Genomic DNA, 19,409 nt, shown 5'->3' on the forward strand with positions numbered 1-19,409 from the left:
GCGATGAACCCAACCGATTCAAGGGATGCCCTGATCATCGGCGGGCATGAATTTGACTCGCGCCTGCTGGTCGGCACCGGCAAGTATGCTTCAGACGACATGATCCCGGAAATCATTGCGGCCTCGGGATCCCGGATCATCACCGTGGCCCTTCGCCGGGTGGATTTCGAGGCAGCCACCGACAACGTGATTCAGCACATCCCCGACGACATGCAGCTGCTGCCCAACACCTCGGGTGCGCGCACGGCCGAGGAGGCCGTGCGCATCGCCCGGCTGGCCCGAGCGGCCGGCTGCGGCAACTGGGTCAAGATCGAGGTCATCCCGGACAACAAGCACCTGCTGCCCGATGGCCACGAGACCGTCCGGGCCACAGAAATCCTGGTAAAGGAAGGGTTCGTGGCGCTGCCCTACATCAATGCGGACCCCATCGTCGCCCGCCAGCTGGAGGCTGCGGGGGCCGCCGCCGTCATGCCCCTGGCCGCACCCATCGGCACCAACCGCGGACTCACCACCCGGGAGATGCTGCAGATCATTATCGATGAAATCAAGGTTCCCGTGGTGGTGGATGCGGGCATCGGCAAGCCGTCGCAGGCCTGCGAAGCCATGGAAATGGGCGCCGACGCCTGCCTGGTAAACACGGCCATTGCCAGCGCCGCGGATCCGGTGGCCATGGCCCGGGCCTTTGCCGCGGCCATCCGGGCCGGCAGAGACGCGTGGAACGCCGGACCGGGAGCCATGCGGACACGCGCGGCCGCATCGTCCCCGTTGACCGGTTTTCTATATGAACAGGAATAAAGCGCAACCCATGGGCTTTTATGACCATTATGCCGCCTATCGCGACGGCGGCATTCCCCGCCAGGTTGAATCGGCCGCCGATTGCGATGTTCAACGGGTGCTGGGCAAGCGCACCCTCGCCCCCGAAGATTTCCTGTGCCTGCTCTCGCCGGCGGCCGAGCCGCACCTGGAGCAGATGGCCCAGAAGGCCCACGACCTGACGGTCGCCCAATTCGGCCGCACCATGGTGCTGTTTACGCCGCTCTACCTGTCCAACTTCTGCACGAACAGCTGTTTGTACTGCGGTTTCAATCAGAACAACCGCATCGTCCGCCGCCAGCTGACTTTAAAAGAAGTCGAGACCGAGGCCCGGGTCATCGCCGAAACCGGTCTCAAACACATCCTGATTCTCACCGGTGACGCGCCGGCCATCGCCAGCGTGGCGTACATAGAAAGTTGCTGCAAGTTGCTTGGCCGCTATTTTCCGGCCATCGGCATGGAAATCTATGCTCTGTCGCAGGTGGACTACCGGCGCCTGATCGAGGCCGGGGTCGACAGCCTGACCCTTTACCAGGAAACATACAACGAAGCGCTTTACAGCCGGCTGCACCCCAAAGGCCCCAAACGGGACTACCGCTTCCGCCTGGATGCACCGGAACGCGCCTGCCGGGCAGGCATGCGGGCGGTCAACGTGGGGGCCCTACTGGGTCTGGACGACTGGCGGCAGGACGCCTTTTTCACCGGGTTGCACGCCCACTACCTGCAGGACCGTTATCCGGAAACGGAGATCAGCGTCTCCCTGCCCCGCATACGGCCCCATGTGGGCGGTTACCAGCCTGGTTGCATCGTCGACGACCGCCATATCGTCCAGACGATGACCGCCCTGCGCCTGTTCATGCCCCGGGCGGGCATCACCATCTCCACCCGGGAGAGGGCCCGGTTCCGAGACCGGCTCCTGCCCCTGGGGGTTACCCGCATGTCGGCCGGCTCCTGCACGGCGGTGGGCGGCAGGACCGATAAGGCAGACAGCACCGCCCAGTTCGAAATTTCCGACGAACGCACAGCGCCGGAGATGGTGGACATGCTCCGCCGGGCCGGCTGGCAACCGGTATTCAAGGATTGGCAAGGGTTAGGCGTTTAGGCTGAATCGGTTTGGACTGGAAGCGAAGGGCTGGATTGCTTCCGGAATTGGAACAGAATTGATCCATGACGCATAATCCATTTCTCAGCGGCCTTCGGGACCATTTTACGAATGACCAGATCCGGCGTCTGGGATCGGTACGCGTGGGCATCGCCGGTGCCGGCGGCCTGGGCTCTAACGCTGCCGCCCATCTGGTCCGTTCCGGTATCTGCCGGCTGAAGGTTGCCGATTTCGACCGTGTGGCCCCGTCCAACCTGAACCGCCAGTTTTTCTTCATCGACCAGGTGGGCATGAAAAAAGTGACCGCTCTGGAAGCCAACCTGAAACGAATCAACCCGGACCTGGAGATGCAGGCATTGGATATCCGCCTGGATGCCGGCAATGTCGTCCATATGTTCGCGCACTGCCACATTATCATAGAAGCTCTGGATCGCGGCCGGGACAAAAAGATGATGGCGGACGCCTTCATTACCGATCCCCGCCTGCTGGTCTGCGCATCGGGAATCGGCGGATGGGGAGACAGCGACCGGATCCGGACCCGGTGGGTGCGTGAAACCTTTTACCTGGTTGGCGACGGATACTCGGAGGTATCCGCGGACCGGCCCCCCACCGCCGCCGTGGTCGGCATCGCCGCCGCCAAGCAGGCCGACGTGGTGATCGCGGCCATCTTAAGCAACCGTCCCTTGAACCCTTTCACATAAGGATAACCTCATGACCTACTCCACCCAGATGGACGCCGCCCGCCAGGGCATCGTCACGTCCCAAATGACTATCGTTGCCCAAAAGGAGAAGATGGCCCCGGAAACCCTGCGGCAACTGATCGCCGCCGGCAAGGTCATCATCCCGGCCAACAGGAACCATACGAACCTGGATCCGGAAGGCGTCGGCCAGGGACTCCGCACCAAAATCAACGTCAACCTGGGCATTTCCAAGGACTGCTGCAACCTCGATCTGGAAATGGACAAGGTTCGGCTGGCCCTGGCGCTGGAAACCGAAGCCATCATGGACCTGAGTTGCTACGGCAAAACCCGGGAGTTCCGGCGCAGGCTGGTGGATACGTCGCCGGCCATGATCGGTACCGTTCCCATCTATGACGCCGTGGGCTTTTACGACAAGAATCTCAAGGATCTGACTGTGGACGAGATTTTCGATGGGGTCGAGCGCCACTGCGAAGACGGGGTTGATTTTCTCACCATCCATGCCGGGCTCAACCGCCGTGCCGCGGAAAAAATCAAACGCCGGGAGCGCATCACCAATATCGTCTCCCGGGGCGGTTCCCTCATGTTCACCTGGATGCAGCTGAACGACCGGGAGAACCCCTTTTACGAATATTACGACCGCCTGCTGGAGATCTGCCTGGCGCATGACGTGAGCTTGAGCCTGGGGGACGGCTGCCGGCCGGGCTGCCTGCACGACGCCACCGACGCCAGTCAGGTGGAAGAACTGATCACTTTAGGGGAATTGACCAAACAGGCCTGGGAGAAGAACGTCCAGGTGATGATCGAGGGGCCGGGCCACATGGCCTTAAACGAAATTGCCGGCAACATGATGCTGGAAAAGCGGCTGTGCCACGGAGCCCCCTTTTATGTACTGGGGCCCATCGTCACCGACGTGGCGCCCGGCTACGACCACATCACCAGCGCCATCGGCGGTGCTGTGGCCGCCGCCAGCGGCGCCGATTTCCTGTGCTACGTCACCCCTGCCGAGCATCTGCGCCTGCCCGATCTGGAAGATATGAAAGAGGGAATCATCGCCACCCGTATCGCCGCCCACGCCGCCGATATCGCCAAGGGCATCCCCGGCGCCAGGAACTGGGACGATGCCATGGCTCAGGCACGGGCGGATCTGGACTGGAAGCAGATGCTCAATCTGGCCATGGATCCTGAGAAAGCCACCCGCTATCGGGAAAGCTCGCCACCCGAGCATGAAGAAAGCTGTACCATGTGCGGCAAGATGTGCGCTGTGCGCAATATGAACCGGGTGATGGCGGGCAAGGATATACAGCTCAACGATTAAACGAACAGTTCCGTGCTCAAATACCGCTCCCCCGTACTGGGCAAAATGGTAACAATGCGTTTGCCGGCATTTTCCGCCCGCGACGCGACCTTCATGGACGCCCATACCGCCGCGCCGGAGGAAATGCCGCACAGGATGCCTTCCCGGGCTGCCAGACGCCGCGCCGTTTCAAATGAGTCCTCGTTGGAAACGGTGACCACTTCGTCAATCAGGGACCGGTCCAGCACCCGGGGCACGAAGCCCGCACCGATGCCCTGGATTTTGTGCGGTCCCTTTTCGCCGCCGGAAAGCACGGGCGAGGCGGCCGGTTCCACGGCCACACACTGGAAACCGGGCTTCTTCTCCTTGAAAAATCCCCCCACGCCGGTAAGGGTGCCGCCGGTGCCCACGCCGGACACCAGAATGTCCACATCACCGGCCGTGTCCGCCCAGATCTCCACAGCCGTGGTCTCCCGGTGGATGCGCGGGTTGGCCGGATTTCCAAACTGGTCGGGCATGAAGGCCCCCGGATTTTCCGCGACGATGGCCTTGGCTTTTTCGATGGCCCCGCCCATACCCTGAGGACCCGGGGTGAGCACCAACTGCGCCCCCAGATGGCGGAGCAGTTTCTGGCGCTCGACGCTCATGGTTTCCGGCATGGTCAGGCAAATCCGGTATCCCCGGGCCGCACAGATAAAGGCCAGCCCGATGCCAGTGTTGCCGCTGGTGGGTTCCACGATCAGGGTGGCCGGCCCGATCAATCCTTTTTTTTCGGCATCGTCGATCATGGCGGCAGCGATGCGGTCCTTGACGCTGCCCAGCGGGTTGAAGAACTCCAGCTTGGCAACGATCTCGGCATGAAGTTCGCCGCCGGTGCGGTTCAGCCGGACCAGGGGCGTCTTTCCAATGGTGGTATGAATGGCTCGGTGAACGGTCATGATATCCTCCTTGCTGAAAGTCCTAACTGCCGGTCTTCCGGCGGGTCTCCTTAATAATCAGTCTGGGCATTTCCATCATCACGGTGGTATCGGGAGGGATGGATTCGGTCAGCCAGACGTTGCCACCCACCACCGAACGGGCGCCGATCACCGTATCCCCGCCTAAAACGGTGGCGCCGGAATAAATGATGACCTCATCTTCGATGGTGGGATGGCGCTTTTTGCCGCGCAATTTTTCTCCCGCATCCTTGGGCAGGGACAAGGCGCCCAGGGTCACCCCCTGATAGATGCGCACGTTGCTGCCGATCTCGGTGGTCTCACCGATCACCACACCGGTGCCGTGATCGATGACAAACCGGCCGCCGATGGTGGCTCCGGGATGGATATCGATGCCGGTAATGCTGTGGGCATGCTCGCTCATGATCCGGGGGAGCATAGGCACCCCCAGTTCGAACAACTTGTGGGCCACCCGGTAAACGCTGATGGCATAAAGACCCGGATAGCTGAAGATGATCTCGTCGTGACTCTTGGCTGCAGGATCCCCCTCGAAAGCGGCCCTGACATCCGAGGCCAGGATCTGCCGGATTTCAGGAATGGCGTCCATGACCTCGAGGGCGATGGTGTAGCCCTGCGATTCGCAGCCGCTGCAGGAAAGATGGTAGCGCAGGCAGTCGTGCCGGACATTGTGGGTGATCTGCTCTGAAAGCAGGTCGAACAGCTTCGACACGGTCTGGCCCAAGCTGTAGCGCATGTTTACCGGATCCAGTTTTTCGCGGGAAAAATAGCCGGGAAACAACACCTCCCGAAACAGATCGATGGTATTCGCCACGAATCCTTCCGAGGAAATGGGCTCGCTGTCGATGTGGGTGTAGCAGGGGCTGTTCTGGCAGTGATCGATAATCCGCTCAGCAATTTCAGGCAGCTTCAAACGCGCCTGCTCGTGGCATTCGACGTCGGACCGGCATGTGCCTTCATCGATGGGGTTTTTCTCTGTCATCAGGTTGCTCCTAAAGATGGCAAACCGGTGTCATCACCGTTGAATAGAAATAACTACAACAGTAACCACAAAGAAAAGGTTGTCAAAAGCCGGTTGGTTGGTGAAATGCCGCGACAAGATCCATCGCGGGCAATGGTTTGACAGGGTCAAACTTCTCCTATCAAACATTGCGCAGCCGGTTGCTACCCGCCTGAAAGAACGCCTCAATCGGCTTCAAGTTAAACTCGCATCATCAAATCCCACCTGTCATCGATTCCATTTTGTTTCTATCCGCCTTCTTGACTAATTAAATGCAGATATAAAACCAGATAATTATCATTAATTTATCATTAAAGTTTAGCCGACGGCGGACGACATTATCTAAATGAGCAGAATCAATTAACCTGAAATAGGTCGTTCGGAGGAAATGCAGGTCATGAAAAACATGCAAAAAATTAGTAAGCGAATCTTGCTGCCCGCAGTCAGTGCAACCCTGATTTTTTCAGTTGCTCTTTATTTTATTGCAGGCGCCACCGTCTCCCGCCTGGTGCAACGGAATCTCGATCGTATTGCCCGGTCCAAGGTGGCCGATATTTCCATCAGCGAAAATCGGATCGCGGAAGAGATGCTGACTCAGGCAGCTCTTTTCAGCCGGGCAAAGACCGTTCAGGATGCTTACGAAACGGCCTATAAAGGCAACCTGGAAGCTACCGATGACCCGCAGATGGAATCGGCCCGTCAGCAGCTTCGCGACCATTTTTCATCCATCGAGAAGGGCTACCGGGAAACCCATGACGGAAACTCCCTGCGCCTTCATTTTCATGTCCCGCCGGCGAGGAGCCTTCTTCGGCTGTGGAAGAAAGATCAACATAAGAGCGATGACCTGAGTTCATTCCGCGATACGATCTCGACCATCAGCAACGGCAACCATCGTCCGATCACCGGTATTGAAATCGGCCGGGGCGGGTTCGCCATTCGCGGAATAGCACCCGTCATCTCCGACAGTGGAAAGTTTCTGGGATCCGTGGAATCCCTTTCCACCTATGACCCCCTGGTAAAGTACAGCATCAGCAACGACAAGGAGTACATTGCCGTATATATGAACAAGGAGTTTCTGCCCATTGCCACCCGGTTGCAGGACGCTTCGAAAAACCCGGTCATGGGAGATAAATTTGTTTTCGTGTCTTCAACCGACAATAAAATCACCGACGCCATTTTAACACCTGGACTGCTTTCCAGCGGTCAGGAAGAATTGAAAACGGCTCGGCTCGGCGATTTTTTTGCGACCGTGTTACCCATAAAGGACTTCAGCGGCAAACAGATTGGCGTGATGGCATATATCTACAACGCCAATGACCTATATGCCACGATGCAGAAAATTCAATGGGGAATCGCAACGCTATGCATCGTCCTGCTGGCAGCCATCATCGTTCCGCTCCTTTTCAGTTCGAGGTCGGTCACCGTTCCCATCAATCGTACCGTGGCGATGCTGAAAGATATTGCCCAGGGAGAGGGAGATCTGACCAGGCGTTTGGAGATAATCAAAAAAGATGAAATCGGGGAACTGGCCGGATGGTTTAATACGTTCCTTGAAAAGCTACAGGTCATGATCAGGAAAATTGCGGAAAATTCAAACATGGTGGACCGTTCGTCCAGTGAGTTCACAGAAATCGCTGCAAAGCTGTCCAAGGGCGCCGGCGAAACATCCAGCCGGGCCAATAACGTGGCCACCGCCGCCGAAGAGATGACCGCCAATCTGAACAACGTGGCCGCCGCCATGGAACAATCTTCCACCAACACCTCCATGGTGGCCACCGCCGCCGAAGAGATGACCGCCACCATCAATGAGATCGCCCAGAATGCCGAAAAGGCCCGGGCCATATCCGATCAGGCCGTCCACAAGGCCGGGGAAACGTCCGGCCAGATGGAAGGGTTGGGACAGGCGGCTCAAGGCATCGGCAAGGTGGTCGAAACCATTACGGAAATTTCCGAACAGGTCAACCTGCTGGCTCTCAATGCCACCATCGAGGCCGCCCGGGCGGGAGAAGCGGGAAAGGGCTTTGCCGTGGTGGCCAATGAGATCAAGGAACTGGCCAAGCAGACCTCGGCGGCCACCCTCGAAATCAAGGAGAAGATCGCCAAGATTCAGGGCAGCACCGACGGAACCGTCAGGGGTATCAACGAGATTTCAGAGGTCATCAAAAATGTCAACGAGATTGTAGGGACCATCGCCACGGCCGTGGAAGAGCAGTCCGCTGCGACCAAAGAGATCGCCGGCAACATTGCCCAGGCATCCCAGGGGATCCAGGAAGTCAACGAGAACGTCAACCAGAGTTCCACGGTGGCTGCCGAGATCACCCGCGATATTGCCGTGGTCAATCAGAGTTCCAGCGAAATCGCCAGCGGCAGCGATCAGGTCATGCTCAGCGGCGAGAACCTAAAGCGGATGGCCAAGGATCTGAATACGATTGTGGGCAGTTTTAAAGTTTGATGAAATCGAAAAAAGCATCCGGATGTGTCAGTCCCGCTCAGGATTGTTTCCACAGATTACTGCTGTCTTACCCCCGGCGAAATTGACAAGACCGATCGAATTTGATTTGATGCGGCCGGTATGAATGACCGTTGCCCGCCGGGGCGCGGAAACGACCATAATCCTGCAGGAAAGACAAAGGTGTTGGCACATGACCGGTCTGGAAGATCTGAAGATCGCCGCCCTCAGCCCCGAGGATCTCGAAACCATTCGGGACCTGGAAAGAAAGCTGGGGCCGACCATTCGCCTGGTGGCCGTGGAAACCAAGGACGTACTCTATGCTCTGGAGGCCAAGATGGCGCCCAACCAGTGGCAGCGGGTGGATATGGCCTACCCGGAGATCCGGGATATCAAAGCGTACTACGCCGAACACGACGCCGCCAGGGAAGCCAAGGGATGGCTCAAGGGCTTTCTGATCAACAACAATCTCAACCCCAAACCCGTCAAACGCCCCATCCGTATCCGCCAGGTAGTCAATACCGAGTCAGCCAACTGAGGGTTTTGTTTAATATGCCACTCAAAGCAGAGGCACCATCGCCATCTTGTCCACCGGGGTGGAAAGCACGATGGCCGTTTTCGTCTGACCAAAAGGGCTTAACCGGGCCACCACCGCCTCTAAATCAGACACATCGTCTACCCGAACGAACAGGACGAACGAGGCATCTCCGCTGATGTGGTGACAGGCGCTGACCTGAGGCATCTCGGCAGCCAATGTCTTCACGGCCGGGTAGTGCCGTGCATCGGTGGTCAGGTGGATAAAAGCGGACACCGGCCGGCCCATGGCAGCCGGATCGATGCGGGCATGGTAGCCTTTGATCACACCCGCTTCCTCCAGTTTCTTCACCCGCTCGGCCACCGCCGGCGCCGACAATCCCACTTTTTCGCCGATGCGGCTCAAGGGTATCCTGGCATTTTCCTGCAGCGCGGCAAGGATCTTTCGTCCGATCCGGTCCAGCAATTTTTCAACCTGAAGGTCCATGGCCTGATTCTCCTTGTTTTATTAGGCAAACAACCCCGAAAAACATGGTTTCGCCATGGCAACGGCAACACCGGTGAGGTAAGGTGGCCGCCATGGACCTTTCATTTTTCATCAAGGGATTGATATTCGGATTCTCCATCGCCGCCCCGGTCGGCCCTATCGGCATCCTGTGCATCCGCCGCAGCCTGACCAGCGGCTGGACGGCCGGACTGCTCACCGGGATGGGCGCCGCCACGGCCGATGCCATCTACGGCTGTGTGGCCGGCTTCGGACTCGCCGGCATCACGGGGTTTGTGGTGGGCCAGCAAGCCTGGATCCAGCTTTCCGGCGGCCTGTTCCTCTGCTGGCTGGGCATCCGCATCTTTCTGTCCCGAACCGATGAGCGGCTGCCGGCCACCACACCCGGCAATGCCGCCATGGACTATCTTTCCGCCCTGTTTCTCACCCTGACCAACCCCATGACCATTCTCTCTTTTGCCGCGGTATTCGCCGGGATGGGCCTCAGCAGTGTCGATGCCGGCCATGCGGCTGCCGGATGGCTGGTGGCCGGCGTTTTCTCCGGGTCCATGGCCTGGTGGATCATCCTCTCATCGGCCAGCAGCCTGTTCAATACCCGCATGAATACGAAAACCATGCGCTGGATCAACAGGATCTGCGGGGCAGTAATCACCGCATTCGGGTTAGTCGTGGTGATCGGTTAGGTCTAACCGGCCGGCAACCCTTCCAAAAACCGATTACAGAGATGAGCTGAAAACCGGTGGTCATATACCGTACCGTCGGGATCGAGGCCCCGGATACCCCCGTCCCACAGAAATGCCGCCAGCAGTTTCAGGCCTACCTGCTGCCGGTCCAGGGAAGGATCCAGATGATTGTCCGCCGGCGCCGGCCGTGGAACCGGAACGCCGGCGGTCGCAAGGTGCTTCATGAAATTAAGGATCCTGCCCAGCCGCAGGAGGGTGACCGAATCGGTGCGCGTGGTACGTTGGTCGATGGGCAGTGCCGTGGCGCGCATGCCGTCATAGGATGACGGCAGCAGGCCCAAGACGCGACAGCGCTCGTAATCCGCGCTGCCCGGCGCCGGATAGAACACGGAAACCCCGGCCAGCACCTGGCGCCGGGCCAGAAACAGCAGGTCGTTCACCGACGAAAGGGGGTCCTGATCCGGTGCCCCGACGATGATGTATCCCACGGCAGAGAGACCTTCCCGCCGGGCATGATCCAGTACCCGGTCGAACGCACCGCGCACATCGGGACGGTTGAAACGCTTCAACTGTCCGGCGTCCGAACTTCCCAGAGAGAGGTTCAGGGCCTTGAATCCGGTGGTCTTCATGACCCTTACCACCGCTTCGGTAAGGGTGGGCGGGAACAGGCCGTTCATCGCCCGGAGCTCGGGGGGTGAATCGCCGAAAATGTCGCGAATCCCCGCCATCAGTTCAAGGAACCACCGACGGTCCATGGTGAGGTTCTCATCCTCGAAATCGACGAATCCGACTTGCCGCCCCGCGGAAGCGGCCCGAATTTCCCGCAGCACGGCAGCGACCGACCGTTTTCTGAACCCCATCCACGATCCGGCACCCGTAGCGCAGTAGCTGCAGGCCAGCGGGCAGCCCCTGCCGGCGGTGACCACGATGCTGTCCCGCCCATGCCGCTGATAGAATTTTCGCCGGATCAACCCGAAGGCGGGCGCGGGAAGTTGATCCGGATCCCGGCACAGGACCGGCTCGCCGATATGAAGGGAGCCGTCAGGGTTGCGGTACACGATACCCGGCACTCCGGCAAGATTCCGGCCCGACTTCAATGCCGTAGCCAGAGCCGGCAGACCGACCTCACCCTCTCCCCGGAGCACCAGGTCCACGGCCGTTTCCACCATGACCGCCGCCGGCAGGGTTGTAGGATGATGGCCGCCAAGAACCACGGTACAACCGGGCAGGCTGACCTTGGCCATCCGGGCCACAGCCAGGGCCATATCGCTGTAAGCCGTAAACAAAGAAGCGATGCCGACAAGAAAGGCCCCGGAGGCCTTTATCTGTCGGCCAATATATTCAAGGCTGTAGCCGTAGTGACGAAAATGGTGAAACAGGCTAAAGGGGCTCTGGTCCGCCCGGCCATAAAAGGCAGCAAGGCCATCCATCGCTTCAGGCAGGGTGATGACCCGTGATTTTCCGGTGGCCATGCCATCTAAAAGGCCCACCGAAAAGCCTTTTCGCTCGACTGCAGCGGCGATGGATGCCAGCCCGTAAGGAACGGTCCGCTTGGCGGTTAGGTAGAAGTCCGCCATCGGCGGCTGGATCAGAAGGATGTCGACCATGGCAATGTGGGGTCAGAAAATGAAAAGATCCTCAACCCATTTGCGAGATGGTACCGAAGGTGCGGATCTCCGCCGGCAGGTCCTCGGGGCCGATGGCATTTTCAACACCCATGGCAAATGCCCGCTCGATCACGTTCTGCAGTTGGATCAGGTTGCCCGGCCAGTGATACTGGAGCAGGATATTCATAGCCGACGGCGTGATGCCGTAAATCCGGGTTTTGGCCACCGGGCTGTCGGTGTAGAGAAAATGGTTGATCAGCAGCGGGATGTCCTCCTTGCGCTCCCGAAGCGGCGGCAGCTTGATGAACACCGCATTGAACAGATCCAGAAGATCCTTTTTCATGGCACCGCTGGCAATGACTTCATCCAGTTCCCTGCTGGTTCCGGCAATCAGTCGGGGCCGCTGGCCGGTCTTCGTTTCCGCATCGCCCAACAGCTCCAGCATCCGTTCGCGCACGGTCGATGAAAGCGACGAGACCTCGTCGAGATACAAGGTGCCCCCGCCCACGGATGCAAGCATGCCCGACAGATGAGCGGCGATTTCATCTTCTGTTTTCGTCTTTTTTTTCAGACTGTTGCAGTTTACCGGCACGAAGGGCAGCTCTTTGCGGTCGCTGTTGTCGTGAATGGTTCGTGCCGTCAACTCCTTGCCCGTCCCGCTCTCCCCATGGATCAGAACCATGGGATTCTCGATGCTGATCGTGTCGATCACCTCGTAGATTTCCCGCATCTTGGGGCACAAGCCGATCATCCTGCCATACTGGTGCCGCTCCCGGGAAATCTTGCGGATCAATTGAGCCTTGTCCTTGATTTTCTTCTCTTCGACAATCCGGTCGATGATCAGCCTGAGGTGATCCAGTTTGAAGGGTTTTTGCAGGTAGTCGTAGCTGCCGAATTTCATGGCCTGAATGGCCGACTCCATGGATCCGTAGCCGGTAACGATGATCACCTCGGTCTGGGGCCGGTATTTCTTGATGGCCACCAGAAGCTCCAGGCCATTGAATTCGGGCATCTTGTAATCGGTAAAGACAATGTCGATCTGTTTTTCCTTGACGATCCCAACGGCTTCGATACCGTTGTCCACGGTGGTCACATCGTATCCTTTGATCGTCAGGTACTGTTCGACCATGGCCAGGATGTCTCGGTCGTCGTCTACAAACAGGACTCGGGTGTCAGACATGGGATTCTCCGAAGGGTATGCAGGGAGAGGGGGAAACGCCCCTTGTTAAGTCCATGCATATAGTAAACCCCGGTAAAAAGATCAACCATTGGATGATAGTATTCGGGTATGATTGGCGGTCCCTTTATTATTAAACGGCTTCAGTATCCAACGCGGTCCAACCCCATGGATTGCCCGTTTCATTGACTTTGAGGTCTGCCGTCTCTATAGTGAAGTCAGTATAACCAACCGTGATGGAGGCATTTTGACATTTTCAGTACTCATGGTCTGCACGGGCAATATCTGCCGGAGCCCCATGGCAGAGGGTCTGTTGTTGGACCGGTTGCCGGAGACCTTGAAACCGGTGGTCTCGATTCGATCGGCAGGAACCCACGGGCTTTACGGCAACCGGGCGGAACCGTTTGCCGTCGAGGCAGCCGCTGCATACGGGGCGGACATCAGCCACCACCGGGCAAGGATACTGGATGGCGGCATGGTCAGAGCCGCCGACCTGGTGCTGGCCATGGAAAAATATCACATCGATAAGATCAACGACCTGCTTTTCTTCCGCTGCAAATACGCCCTGCTACTGGGCACCTTTGCAGCCAATCGGCAAAACCCGGAAATTGAAGACCCCTATGGCTCGCCCTTCGGGGCCTATGAAACCTGCGCCGGTGAAATCGCCGCCTGCCTGCCGGGGCTCATCGACCATATCCGGCGACAGGTGGATATGAAGGCATCTTGACTTCACCCATGGGAACCGTTCGCCGGCAGATCATCGACCTGTTGAGCCAGGAGGCCATGACGGCGCTGGATCTTTCACAGGCGGTTCGGACGTCGGAGAAGGAGGTCTACCGGCACCTGGCCCACATTCAAAAAACGGTGGCCGGCCAGGGACGGAAACTGGCAGTTACCCCCTGTACCTGCCTGGCATGCGGCTTCACTTTCACGGATCGGCGCCGACTCACCAAGCCCGGGCGCTGCCCCCGCTGCCGGGAAAGCCGCATCGACCACCCGGTGTTCAGGATAATGGAGTAGGATCCGAGAACCCTTCTTCCAAATACGCTGATGTCCCGACAGTCGACAGCCGGGTGCGTTGAACCGAAAGAGGAGATATTCCACCCATGGATGTGCCACCGCTTGAGCATCTTTTTCTCATCACCGGGACCACTCGGGGCATCGGCAGGGCCTTGGTGGCATCGGCATTGCGGCAGCCCAACAGCTTCGTGGTCAGCCTGTCGCGGGCGGCACCTTTTATCCGGGAAAACCATCAGAATATCCGCATCGACCTGAACGATACCGATCGCATCGCCGGGTCTTTCAACAGCATCCCTATCCAGCTGAAGCAGGCCAGCCGGCTGACCCGGACGGTGCTGATCAACAACGCCGGCGTCCTTGATCCCATAGCTCCCATCGGCGACTGCGATGACACGCTGCTGGCCCGAAATATCCAGGTCAACCTGACCGCGCCGCTGATCCTGACCCGGCATTTTTTCCATTTCAGCAAGCCGTTTCCCGGCCACAAATGGATCGTCAATATTACCTCCGGGGCCAGCCGGACGCCTTACTACGGATGGTCGGCCTACGGGGCCGCCAAGGCCGGGCTGGACATGGCCACCCGTGCCATGGCCTTGGAGTTCTCCCGCATCGATCCGGCATTCGGCATCTGCGCTGTGGCACCGGGGACCGTGGACACCGCCATGCAAGAGAAAATCCGCGGCTGCACCCCCGACCAGTTTGCCAAGGTGCGCAAATTCCTCGACCTCAAATCCAGCGGAGTCCTCGATTCACCGGCCCACGCGGCGTCAAAGCTGATTCGCCTGCTGATGCGAGACCGGTTCGAAAACGGCGGCCGGTACGACCTGAGAGAAATGGGGGAGCAATAACAATGGCCACCGGCGCCTGCGGCATCAACTGTGACGTATGTCAGCTCAATCTGCTGGGACAGTGTTCCTCTTGCGGTCCGGGCCGAAGCGACCTGGCCACCGGAAAAAGTGCCGCCCAGAAGCGCACATTCGGTCATCCCTGCTCCATTTTGGAATGCGCCCGGCTCAATCATATCGATTACTGCCCCAGGGACTGCCCGTCATTTCCCTGCGACAATTTCACCGGCTCGAACTACCCCTATGGCAAAGGCTTTCTGGATATGCAGCAGCGCCGGCGGAGCCAGGGGCCCCCGGCTGTCGATCCATCGGGCAGGCGTATCGAAATCGATGGCTCCTGGTGGGATGTCCTGGCTGATCGGGATATAGGCCAGGTGGCCAACTTCACCCTGACCGATATCGATTCCGGCTCGGGCCACCTGTGGTTCCGATTTCTCAACCGCGACATTCTCGTGGACACCCGCAGGCAATGTCTGATGGAAAGGCGGGCGCAGGGGTGGGAAAAGCTGGTGCTGCCGCTGCTGGAGTTGACGGTCCTCGACTATCTTTCCCGGGTAAACCATCTCCACCCCCTGGGCCGGGAGATGGTGGGTACGGAAGATCTGGCGGACGCCGCCTACTTTTCGGGCCGAAACCGGCTGAAGACGGCGGCGCTGCTGACGCGCTACAGCAATGACCCCAGCGGGTTTACCACCGCCGGCCGGCATATCGGCGGCCGGATTGAGCAGATGGGCGATGCGGCGATCAGGCTCACCCCGTTTCCGCGGATTCCTGTCTACTACCTGCTCTGGCAGGGAAACGAAGAATTCCCTCCCCGAATCTCGATCCTGTTCGACCGCTCCATCGAAAGCGTCCTCTCCTCACCGGCGATCTGGTGCCTGGTGACCCTGTGCTCCTACCATCTGCTCAGAGGAACAGCAGCATAACGGCCAATAGCTCGACTGAATTTCAGATGGTGAGGGTTTCCCCAACGCGGGGCACCACCGCGTCGAAGCCCTCGGTCTTCAGGAGATCGGCAAAAGCCAGGCTCTGGTCCTCTTCGCCGTGAACCACGGCTATCCGTTTGACCTTCAGGTTGGACTGCTTCAGAAACCGGAGCATCTCGTTGCGGTCCCCATGGGCGGAAAACCCGCCGATCTTGACCACCCGTGCCTTCAGCGGATACTCCTTGTTGAGGATCTTGACGATGGGGGGCTCCCCCTTCCGGCCCGATTCTTCGTAGGCCGTTCCCTGCTCGAGGATGCGCCTTCCCAATGTATGGTTGGCCATGTAACCCACAATAAGAATCGTGTTTTTGGGATGGTGGATCTTGTAGCGCAGATGGTGCAGGATGCGCCCGGCCTCGCACATGCCCGACGCGGAGATGACGATGTGGGGTTTTTCTTCGCGCATGAGCGCCATGGACGCCTCGACGCTTTCGGTAAACTGCACCTGCCGGAAGGCAAAGGGATTCTTGCCCTGCTGCAGGAAAGTCTCGTGGGTTTCCCTGTCGTAAACCTCCGGGTGTTCGCCGAACACTTTGGTGATGTTGGTAGCCAGGGGGCTGTCCACGTATACCGGCATCCTGGGCACTTCCCCGTCATCGTAAAGCTCGTGGATCACGTAGAGCAGTTCCTGGGTCCGGCCGTAGGCAAAGGAGGGGATGAGCACCGTACCGCCCTGATCGAAGGTCTCGTTGAGAACTTGTTTAAGCCGGGGGCGCAGATCGATCACCGGTTCGTGGTCCCGATTGCCGTAAGTGCTTTCCATGATCATGAGGTCCACGTCACTGCCGAGCCCGTCGAAATGACTGGCCGGATCCCGCAATATGGGCTTTCCGTAGCGGCCGATATCACCCGAAAAGCAGACAGTGCGGGAGTTGCCGTTGTCATCGTAACGGATTATGGAGATGGCGGAGCCTAGAATATGGCCGGCTTCGAAAAGGGTACAGGAAATCTTTTTGCCGATGGTCACCGGGCTGCGATAGGGAATGCCTTCGAAGGCCTTGAGGGCATGGTCCGCGTCGGCGGTGGTGTAAAGCGGTTCCACCCTTTCCAGATGGAAGCGTTTGATGTAATCGCCGATCACCTCAGCGTTGAGCCCGTGCTTTTCTTTTTTCAGCAGCCGCTTGATCTCTTGAAGATCCCGCTTGGATGTATGGCCGTCTTCGCCGGGCCGCATCTGGGACAAGGCGGAGCGTACCGTCTTGTAGTTCAGGTATTCGGCGTCGCTCTCCTGAATGTGGGCCGAATCTGGAAGCAGGTAGCCACAGGCATCGACCGTCGCCCGGGTACAGTAGATCCGTCCATTGAATCCATTTCGGGTAATCAGGGGGATACGACCGGAGTGATCGATGTGGGCGTGTGACAGCACCATGTTGGTAAGGAGGCCCGGATCGAAAGGCAGCACCCGGTTCTTTTCGGCAGCGGTTTTACGCCGCCCCTGATACATGCCGCAGTCCAGCAGAATACGATCATGGTCCGTACTCAACAGGTGCATTGACCCGGTCACTTCCCTTACCGCCCCGTAAAACGTGATGTGCATTCCAGCGCTCCTTTCATCGTTTTTCTCTTGATATCAGCCCGTTGAAAGCAGCGACCACTATTGACCATCCGGGGCAAAATTACAAGGAACAAAAAATTGACCTCAAATGCGCTCCCTTGACTTGACAGGGCACATTGTTTTACTTCCGTTTCGGCTGAATGATGAGCAAGTCGCCGTCATTGGTCAGGATCCCGAGCATGATGGCGCACACCAGACGATCGATATCGACGCAATAGTGCTGCCCGTCCGCCAGGGGATTCGGCAGAAACGGATCGGCCACCCAGGCGCGCCGGGTTTCCCGATTGTAGCCGGCCAGGACGACGAAGTGGCCGACGGATTCGCCGCGGACATCATCGTAAACCACCCTCCCGTCAAGATCGTATTCCCGGGCCGAGTTATAGAGGTAGGTGGCGCTCAGACCAGTCATTACCGGGATACCGCGTTTGAGATATTTCCGGATCAGTGCAACGGTCAACACCTCAAACGTCAGACGGCCGCCGAGCCGAAGATATTCCAGGTAAGCCTCCGTCACCTGTTCGAATCCCGGCAGACCCGATTTGATGGCACACTGCCGTCGGAGCTTCTCGGCGATGTCGCCTGGCGGGACAGTGGACCAGGTCGGATCGAAGATCTGCAGGTTGTAGGGGATAATGGTGGTCCGGTATCCGCGGCGCAGGGCATGGCTGGCCAGATAGACGGACAGGGTGCCGCCCCCTTCCAGCGTGGGGACTTCGTCAATGACCCGCGACAGGTCTATCGGGTCATCGAAATACCGGTAAACGGCATGCAAGCATGTGGGTCCGCAGGTGGTGTTGTCCGGTTGGGGGCGGATATCGAAGTGAAGGGCTGTCGTCATGGCTGCCGAGCAATTAGTTTGTTTTTAATCAAATGGCTTTTAGAGAGTAATAACACACGGCAGCGGTTTTATGAAGGTTTGTCTCAGGCTGTAGGTATAAGCACCCTGGGTAGGGATCATCAGAATATCGCCCGGCTGGATGTCCGAGCCAAAATAGGTGTAGCCCCATACGTCGTGCGGGGTGCACAGGGATCCGAGGATATGGCAGGGTTTTTCCACCGGCGACGGACGGGTCAGGTTCAGCACCGGGAAATAGTCGGTCTCGAACCGCTCCCATCCGATCGTGTTGGTCCCGGCATCGGTGATCACCAGGTCCGGCGCTTTTTTGTCGACCACCGAAAGCAGCAGCTGTACGGCATCGTTGCATATCCAGCGGCCGGGCTCCAGGCAGATCCGGCAGGAAACGGACGACAGCAGGTGGGTGCGAATCGCGTCACTGAGTGCCTCGGCAAATCCTTCGATGGGCGTCGACGGCAGATGGAAATGGGCGTCGACGCCTCCGGCCGGTAGATCCAGCGCATCGCGCAGCTTTCCCTCCGGCGTTCCGGCCGCCTGAAGCCATTCTCCCTGTTCCGGCCAGTATCCGCCGCCGATATCGATAAATTCAATCGACCCTCTCGCCTCCGCCGGCATGGCCGCCAGCATCTCCCCCAGCTCACGGATGAAGGCGATCTGAGGCGCCGGCGAAAGGTTCCAACTGGTGTGAAACTGGAGTCCTGAAAGGTGCACTCGGGGATATCGCCGGACGGCGTCCATAAAAGCCGGCAAATCAGTCATGGGAATGCCGAATTTGCGCCATAAACCGGTAGGGTTTACGGTCAACCGCACCCCGCAGCGAATCGTGGCGTCCACTTCGGCTGCCAGCGGCCCCAGTCGTTCCAGTTCGCCGAAGCTGTCTATCAGGATCACCACGCGGTCGGCATGAGACACCGCCAGACGCAATTCCTGGAGGGTCTTTCCCGGACCGCTGAATACAATGTCGGGAGCACCCAGAAAAAGAGCGGACTCCAGTTCCTGTCCACTGGAGACATCCAGGCCGAACCCCTCGTCGATCAGGACGCCGGCTACATGGGGATGGTTGTTGCTTTTTACCGCAAAATAAAACGCCACCTCGGGCAGCCGATGTTCGAAAGCCCGCTTCATCTGGGCGGCCCTGGCCCTTAATACCGAGGATTCCTGGAGATAAAGCGGTGCCGGGTGCGTCTTGAGAACGTCAAGATAGAGGTCGCGTCGGTCAAAATAATAGCTGACAAAGGCTTGCAGCTGTTTTGGAGCCAGCAACGGAGAGGTGCCGGCCATTTTCGCCTTTACCATCGGCAACCATTCAGATGGATCCATGCGCATCAC

19 protein-coding genes are annotated in these 19,409 nt (G+C 58.7%); 11 read left to right on the forward strand and 8 right to left on the reverse strand.

Annotation, left to right across the window (positions count from 1 at the left end):
• Nucleotides 1-3 precede the first annotated feature (3 nt).
• The 4 genes from ACHZBS_RS02600 to thiC all read left to right on the forward strand — a co-directional run bounded on the left by ACHZBS_RS02600 (nucleotide 4) and on the right by thiC (nucleotide 3,931).
• Nucleotides 4-795 (forward strand): thiazole synthase, encoded by a 792-nt coding sequence (locus tag ACHZBS_RS02600; protein ID WP_319404971.1) that lies wholly within the window; start codon nucleotides 4-6, stop codon nucleotides 793-795.
• Entirely contained in the window at nucleotides 782-1,915 is a 1,134-nt protein-coding gene (gene thiH / locus ACHZBS_RS02605; protein WP_319404972.1) for a 2-iminoacetate synthase ThiH, read from the forward strand. Before ACHZBS_RS02600 ends, thiH begins: the two co-directional genes overlap by 14 nt.
• Nucleotides 1,916-1,980: 65 nt before the next feature.
• Complete coding sequence (thiF, locus tag ACHZBS_RS02610; protein ID WP_319404973.1) at nucleotides 1,981-2,616, forward strand: sulfur carrier protein ThiS adenylyltransferase ThiF; 636 nt, start codon at nucleotides 1,981-1,983, stop codon at nucleotides 2,614-2,616.
• 10 nt (nucleotides 2,617-2,626) lie between these two features.
• Nucleotides 2,627-3,931, forward strand: coding sequence for a phosphomethylpyrimidine synthase ThiC (gene thiC / locus ACHZBS_RS02615; RefSeq protein WP_319404974.1), 1,305 nt, complete (start codon nucleotides 2,627-2,629; stop codon nucleotides 3,929-3,931).
• On the opposite strand, the gene cysK is transcribed toward thiC, so the two are convergent.
• Together cysK and epsC are read right to left on the reverse strand one after the other, a co-directional pair.
• Nucleotides 3,928-4,848, reverse strand: coding sequence for a cysteine synthase A (gene cysK / locus ACHZBS_RS02620; RefSeq protein ID WP_324292395.1), 921 nt, complete (start codon nucleotides 4,846-4,848; stop codon nucleotides 3,928-3,930). The genes thiC and cysK overlap by 4 nt on opposite strands.
• 22 nt (nucleotides 4,849-4,870) lie before the next feature.
• Nucleotides 4,871-5,845, reverse strand: coding sequence for a serine O-acetyltransferase EpsC (gene epsC, locus ACHZBS_RS02625; protein WP_319404975.1), 975 nt, complete (start codon nucleotides 5,843-5,845; stop codon nucleotides 4,871-4,873).
• 415 nt (nucleotides 5,846-6,260) lie between these two features.
• On the opposite strand from epsC, the gene ACHZBS_RS02630 reads away from it, so the two are divergent.
• On the forward strand, nucleotides 6,261-8,315 hold the full coding sequence (locus ACHZBS_RS02630; protein WP_319404976.1) for a methyl-accepting chemotaxis protein: 2,055 nt from the start codon (nucleotides 6,261-6,263) through the stop codon (nucleotides 8,313-8,315).
• A 190-nt stretch (nucleotides 8,316-8,505) separates the two neighbouring features.
• Entirely contained in the window at nucleotides 8,506-8,850 is a 345-nt protein-coding gene (locus ACHZBS_RS02635; protein ID WP_319404977.1) for a hypothetical protein, read from the forward strand.
• 21 nt (nucleotides 8,851-8,871) lie between these two features.
• Here the strand turns inward: ACHZBS_RS02635 and ACHZBS_RS02640 are convergent, their stop codons facing one another.
• Nucleotides 8,872-9,333 carry an Lrp/AsnC family transcriptional regulator gene (locus tag ACHZBS_RS02640; RefSeq protein ID WP_319404978.1) on the reverse strand — a complete coding sequence of 154 codons (462 nt, stop codon included), beginning with the start codon at nucleotides 9,331-9,333 and terminating at the stop codon, nucleotides 8,872-8,874.
• Nucleotides 9,334-9,425: 92 nt separating this feature from the next.
• On the opposite strand from ACHZBS_RS02640, the gene ACHZBS_RS02645 reads away from it, so the two are divergent.
• Nucleotides 9,426-10,034 carry a LysE family transporter gene (locus ACHZBS_RS02645; RefSeq protein ID WP_319404979.1) on the forward strand — a complete coding sequence of 203 codons (609 nt, stop codon included), beginning with the start codon at nucleotides 9,426-9,428 and terminating at the stop codon, nucleotides 10,032-10,034.
• Nucleotides 10,035-10,036: 2 nt separating this feature from the next.
• On the opposite strand, the gene ACHZBS_RS02650 is transcribed toward ACHZBS_RS02645, so the two are convergent.
• Together ACHZBS_RS02650 and ACHZBS_RS02655 are read right to left on the reverse strand one after the other, a co-directional pair.
• Nucleotides 10,037-11,641 (reverse strand): B12-binding domain-containing radical SAM protein, encoded by a 1,605-nt coding sequence (locus tag ACHZBS_RS02650; protein ID WP_319404980.1) that lies wholly within the window; start codon nucleotides 11,639-11,641, stop codon nucleotides 10,037-10,039.
• Between the two features lie 31 nt (nucleotides 11,642-11,672).
• On the reverse strand, nucleotides 11,673-12,821 hold the full coding sequence (locus ACHZBS_RS02655; RefSeq protein ID WP_319404981.1) for a sigma-54 dependent transcriptional regulator: 1,149 nt from the start codon (nucleotides 12,819-12,821) through the stop codon (nucleotides 11,673-11,675).
• Between the two features lie 244 nt (nucleotides 12,822-13,065).
• Between ACHZBS_RS02655 and ACHZBS_RS02660 the strand changes: the two genes are divergently transcribed.
• The 4 genes from ACHZBS_RS02660 to ACHZBS_RS02675 all read left to right on the forward strand — a co-directional run bounded on the left by ACHZBS_RS02660 (nucleotide 13,066) and on the right by ACHZBS_RS02675 (nucleotide 15,609).
• The gene (locus tag ACHZBS_RS02660; protein WP_319404982.1) at nucleotides 13,066-13,545 is read left to right on the forward strand and encodes a hypothetical protein; all 480 of its coding nucleotides are present in this window, start codon (nucleotides 13,066-13,068) and stop codon (nucleotides 13,543-13,545) included.
• Entirely contained in the window at nucleotides 13,542-13,838 is a 297-nt protein-coding gene (locus ACHZBS_RS02665; protein ID WP_319404983.1) for a transcriptional regulator, read from the forward strand. Before ACHZBS_RS02660 ends, ACHZBS_RS02665 begins: the two co-directional genes overlap by 4 nt.
• An 86-nt stretch (nucleotides 13,839-13,924) precedes the next feature.
• Nucleotides 13,925-14,686 (forward strand): SDR family NAD(P)-dependent oxidoreductase, encoded by a 762-nt coding sequence (locus ACHZBS_RS02670; protein ID WP_319404984.1) that lies wholly within the window; start codon nucleotides 13,925-13,927, stop codon nucleotides 14,684-14,686.
• Between the two features lie 2 nt (nucleotides 14,687-14,688).
• Nucleotides 14,689-15,609, forward strand: a complete 921-nt coding sequence (locus tag ACHZBS_RS02675; RefSeq protein WP_319404985.1) for a DUF3786 domain-containing protein — start codon at nucleotides 14,689-14,691, stop codon at nucleotides 15,607-15,609.
• A gap of 22 nt (nucleotides 15,610-15,631) precedes the next feature.
• On the opposite strand, the gene ACHZBS_RS02680 is transcribed toward ACHZBS_RS02675, so the two are convergent.
• The 3 genes from ACHZBS_RS02680 to ACHZBS_RS02690 all read right to left on the reverse strand — a co-directional run bounded on the left by ACHZBS_RS02680 (nucleotide 15,632) and on the right by ACHZBS_RS02690 (nucleotide 19,400).
• On the reverse strand, nucleotides 15,632-17,206 hold the full coding sequence (locus ACHZBS_RS02680; RefSeq protein WP_319404986.1) for an MBL fold metallo-hydrolase RNA specificity domain-containing protein: 1,575 nt from the start codon (nucleotides 17,204-17,206) through the stop codon (nucleotides 15,632-15,634).
• 139 nt (nucleotides 17,207-17,345) lie between these two features.
• On the reverse strand, nucleotides 17,346-18,062 hold the full coding sequence (locus tag ACHZBS_RS02685; RefSeq protein WP_319404987.1) for a C39 family peptidase: 717 nt from the start codon (nucleotides 18,060-18,062) through the stop codon (nucleotides 17,346-17,348).
• A gap of 39 nt (nucleotides 18,063-18,101) precedes the next feature.
• A complete protein-coding gene (locus tag ACHZBS_RS02690; RefSeq protein WP_319404988.1) occupies nucleotides 18,102-19,400 on the reverse strand; it encodes a decarboxylase in 1,299 nt (432 codons plus the stop codon).
• Nucleotides 19,401-19,409 lie beyond the last annotated feature (9 nt).

The sequence above is a fragment of the uncultured Desulfosarcina sp. genome, from assembly GCF_963664155.2.
Lineage (GTDB): Bacteria > Desulfobacterota > Desulfobacteria > Desulfobacterales > Desulfosarcinaceae > Desulfosarcina.

Excerpts from the sequence above, each read along its gene's own strand:
- ACHZBS_RS02600 (WP_319404971.1), top strand. The coding sequence starts at position 4 with ATGAACCCAACCGATTCAAGGGATGCCCTGATCATCGGCGGGCATGAA.
- thiH (WP_319404972.1), top strand. The coding sequence starts at position 782 with ATGAACAGGAATAAAGCGCAACCCATGGGCTTTTATGACCATTATGCC.
- thiF (WP_319404973.1), top strand. The coding sequence starts at position 1,981 with ATGACGCATAATCCATTTCTCAGCGGCCTTCGGGACCATTTTACGAAT.
- thiC (WP_319404974.1), top strand. The coding sequence starts at position 2,627 with ATGACCTACTCCACCCAGATGGACGCCGCCCGCCAGGGCATCGTCACG.
- cysK (WP_324292395.1), bottom strand. The coding sequence starts at position 4,848 with ATGACCGTTCACCGAGCCATTCATACCACCATTGGAAAGACGCCCCTG.
- epsC (WP_319404975.1), bottom strand. The coding sequence starts at position 5,845 with ATGACAGAGAAAAACCCCATCGATGAAGGCACATGCCGGTCCGACGTC.
- ACHZBS_RS02630 (WP_319404976.1), top strand. The coding sequence starts at position 6,261 with ATGAAAAACATGCAAAAAATTAGTAAGCGAATCTTGCTGCCCGCAGTC.
- ACHZBS_RS02635 (WP_319404977.1), top strand. The coding sequence starts at position 8,506 with ATGACCGGTCTGGAAGATCTGAAGATCGCCGCCCTCAGCCCCGAGGAT.
- ACHZBS_RS02640 (WP_319404978.1), bottom strand. The coding sequence starts at position 9,333 with ATGGACCTTCAGGTTGAAAAATTGCTGGACCGGATCGGACGAAAGATC.
- ACHZBS_RS02645 (WP_319404979.1), top strand. The coding sequence starts at position 9,426 with ATGGACCTTTCATTTTTCATCAAGGGATTGATATTCGGATTCTCCATC.
- ACHZBS_RS02650 (WP_319404980.1), bottom strand. The coding sequence starts at position 11,641 with ATGGTCGACATCCTTCTGATCCAGCCGCCGATGGCGGACTTCTACCTA.
- ACHZBS_RS02655 (WP_319404981.1), bottom strand. The coding sequence starts at position 12,821 with ATGTCTGACACCCGAGTCCTGTTTGTAGACGACGACCGAGACATCCTG.
- ACHZBS_RS02670 (WP_319404984.1), top strand. The coding sequence starts at position 13,925 with ATGGATGTGCCACCGCTTGAGCATCTTTTTCTCATCACCGGGACCACT.
- ACHZBS_RS02675 (WP_319404985.1), top strand. The coding sequence starts at position 14,689 with ATGGCCACCGGCGCCTGCGGCATCAACTGTGACGTATGTCAGCTCAAT.
- ACHZBS_RS02680 (WP_319404986.1), bottom strand. The coding sequence starts at position 17,206 with ATGCACATCACGTTTTACGGGGCGGTAAGGGAAGTGACCGGGTCAATG.
- ACHZBS_RS02685 (WP_319404987.1), bottom strand. The coding sequence starts at position 18,062 with ATGACGACAGCCCTTCACTTCGATATCCGCCCCCAACCGGACAACACC.
- ACHZBS_RS02690 (WP_319404988.1), bottom strand. The coding sequence starts at position 19,400 with ATGGATCCATCTGAATGGTTGCCGATGGTAAAGGCGAAAATGGCCGGC.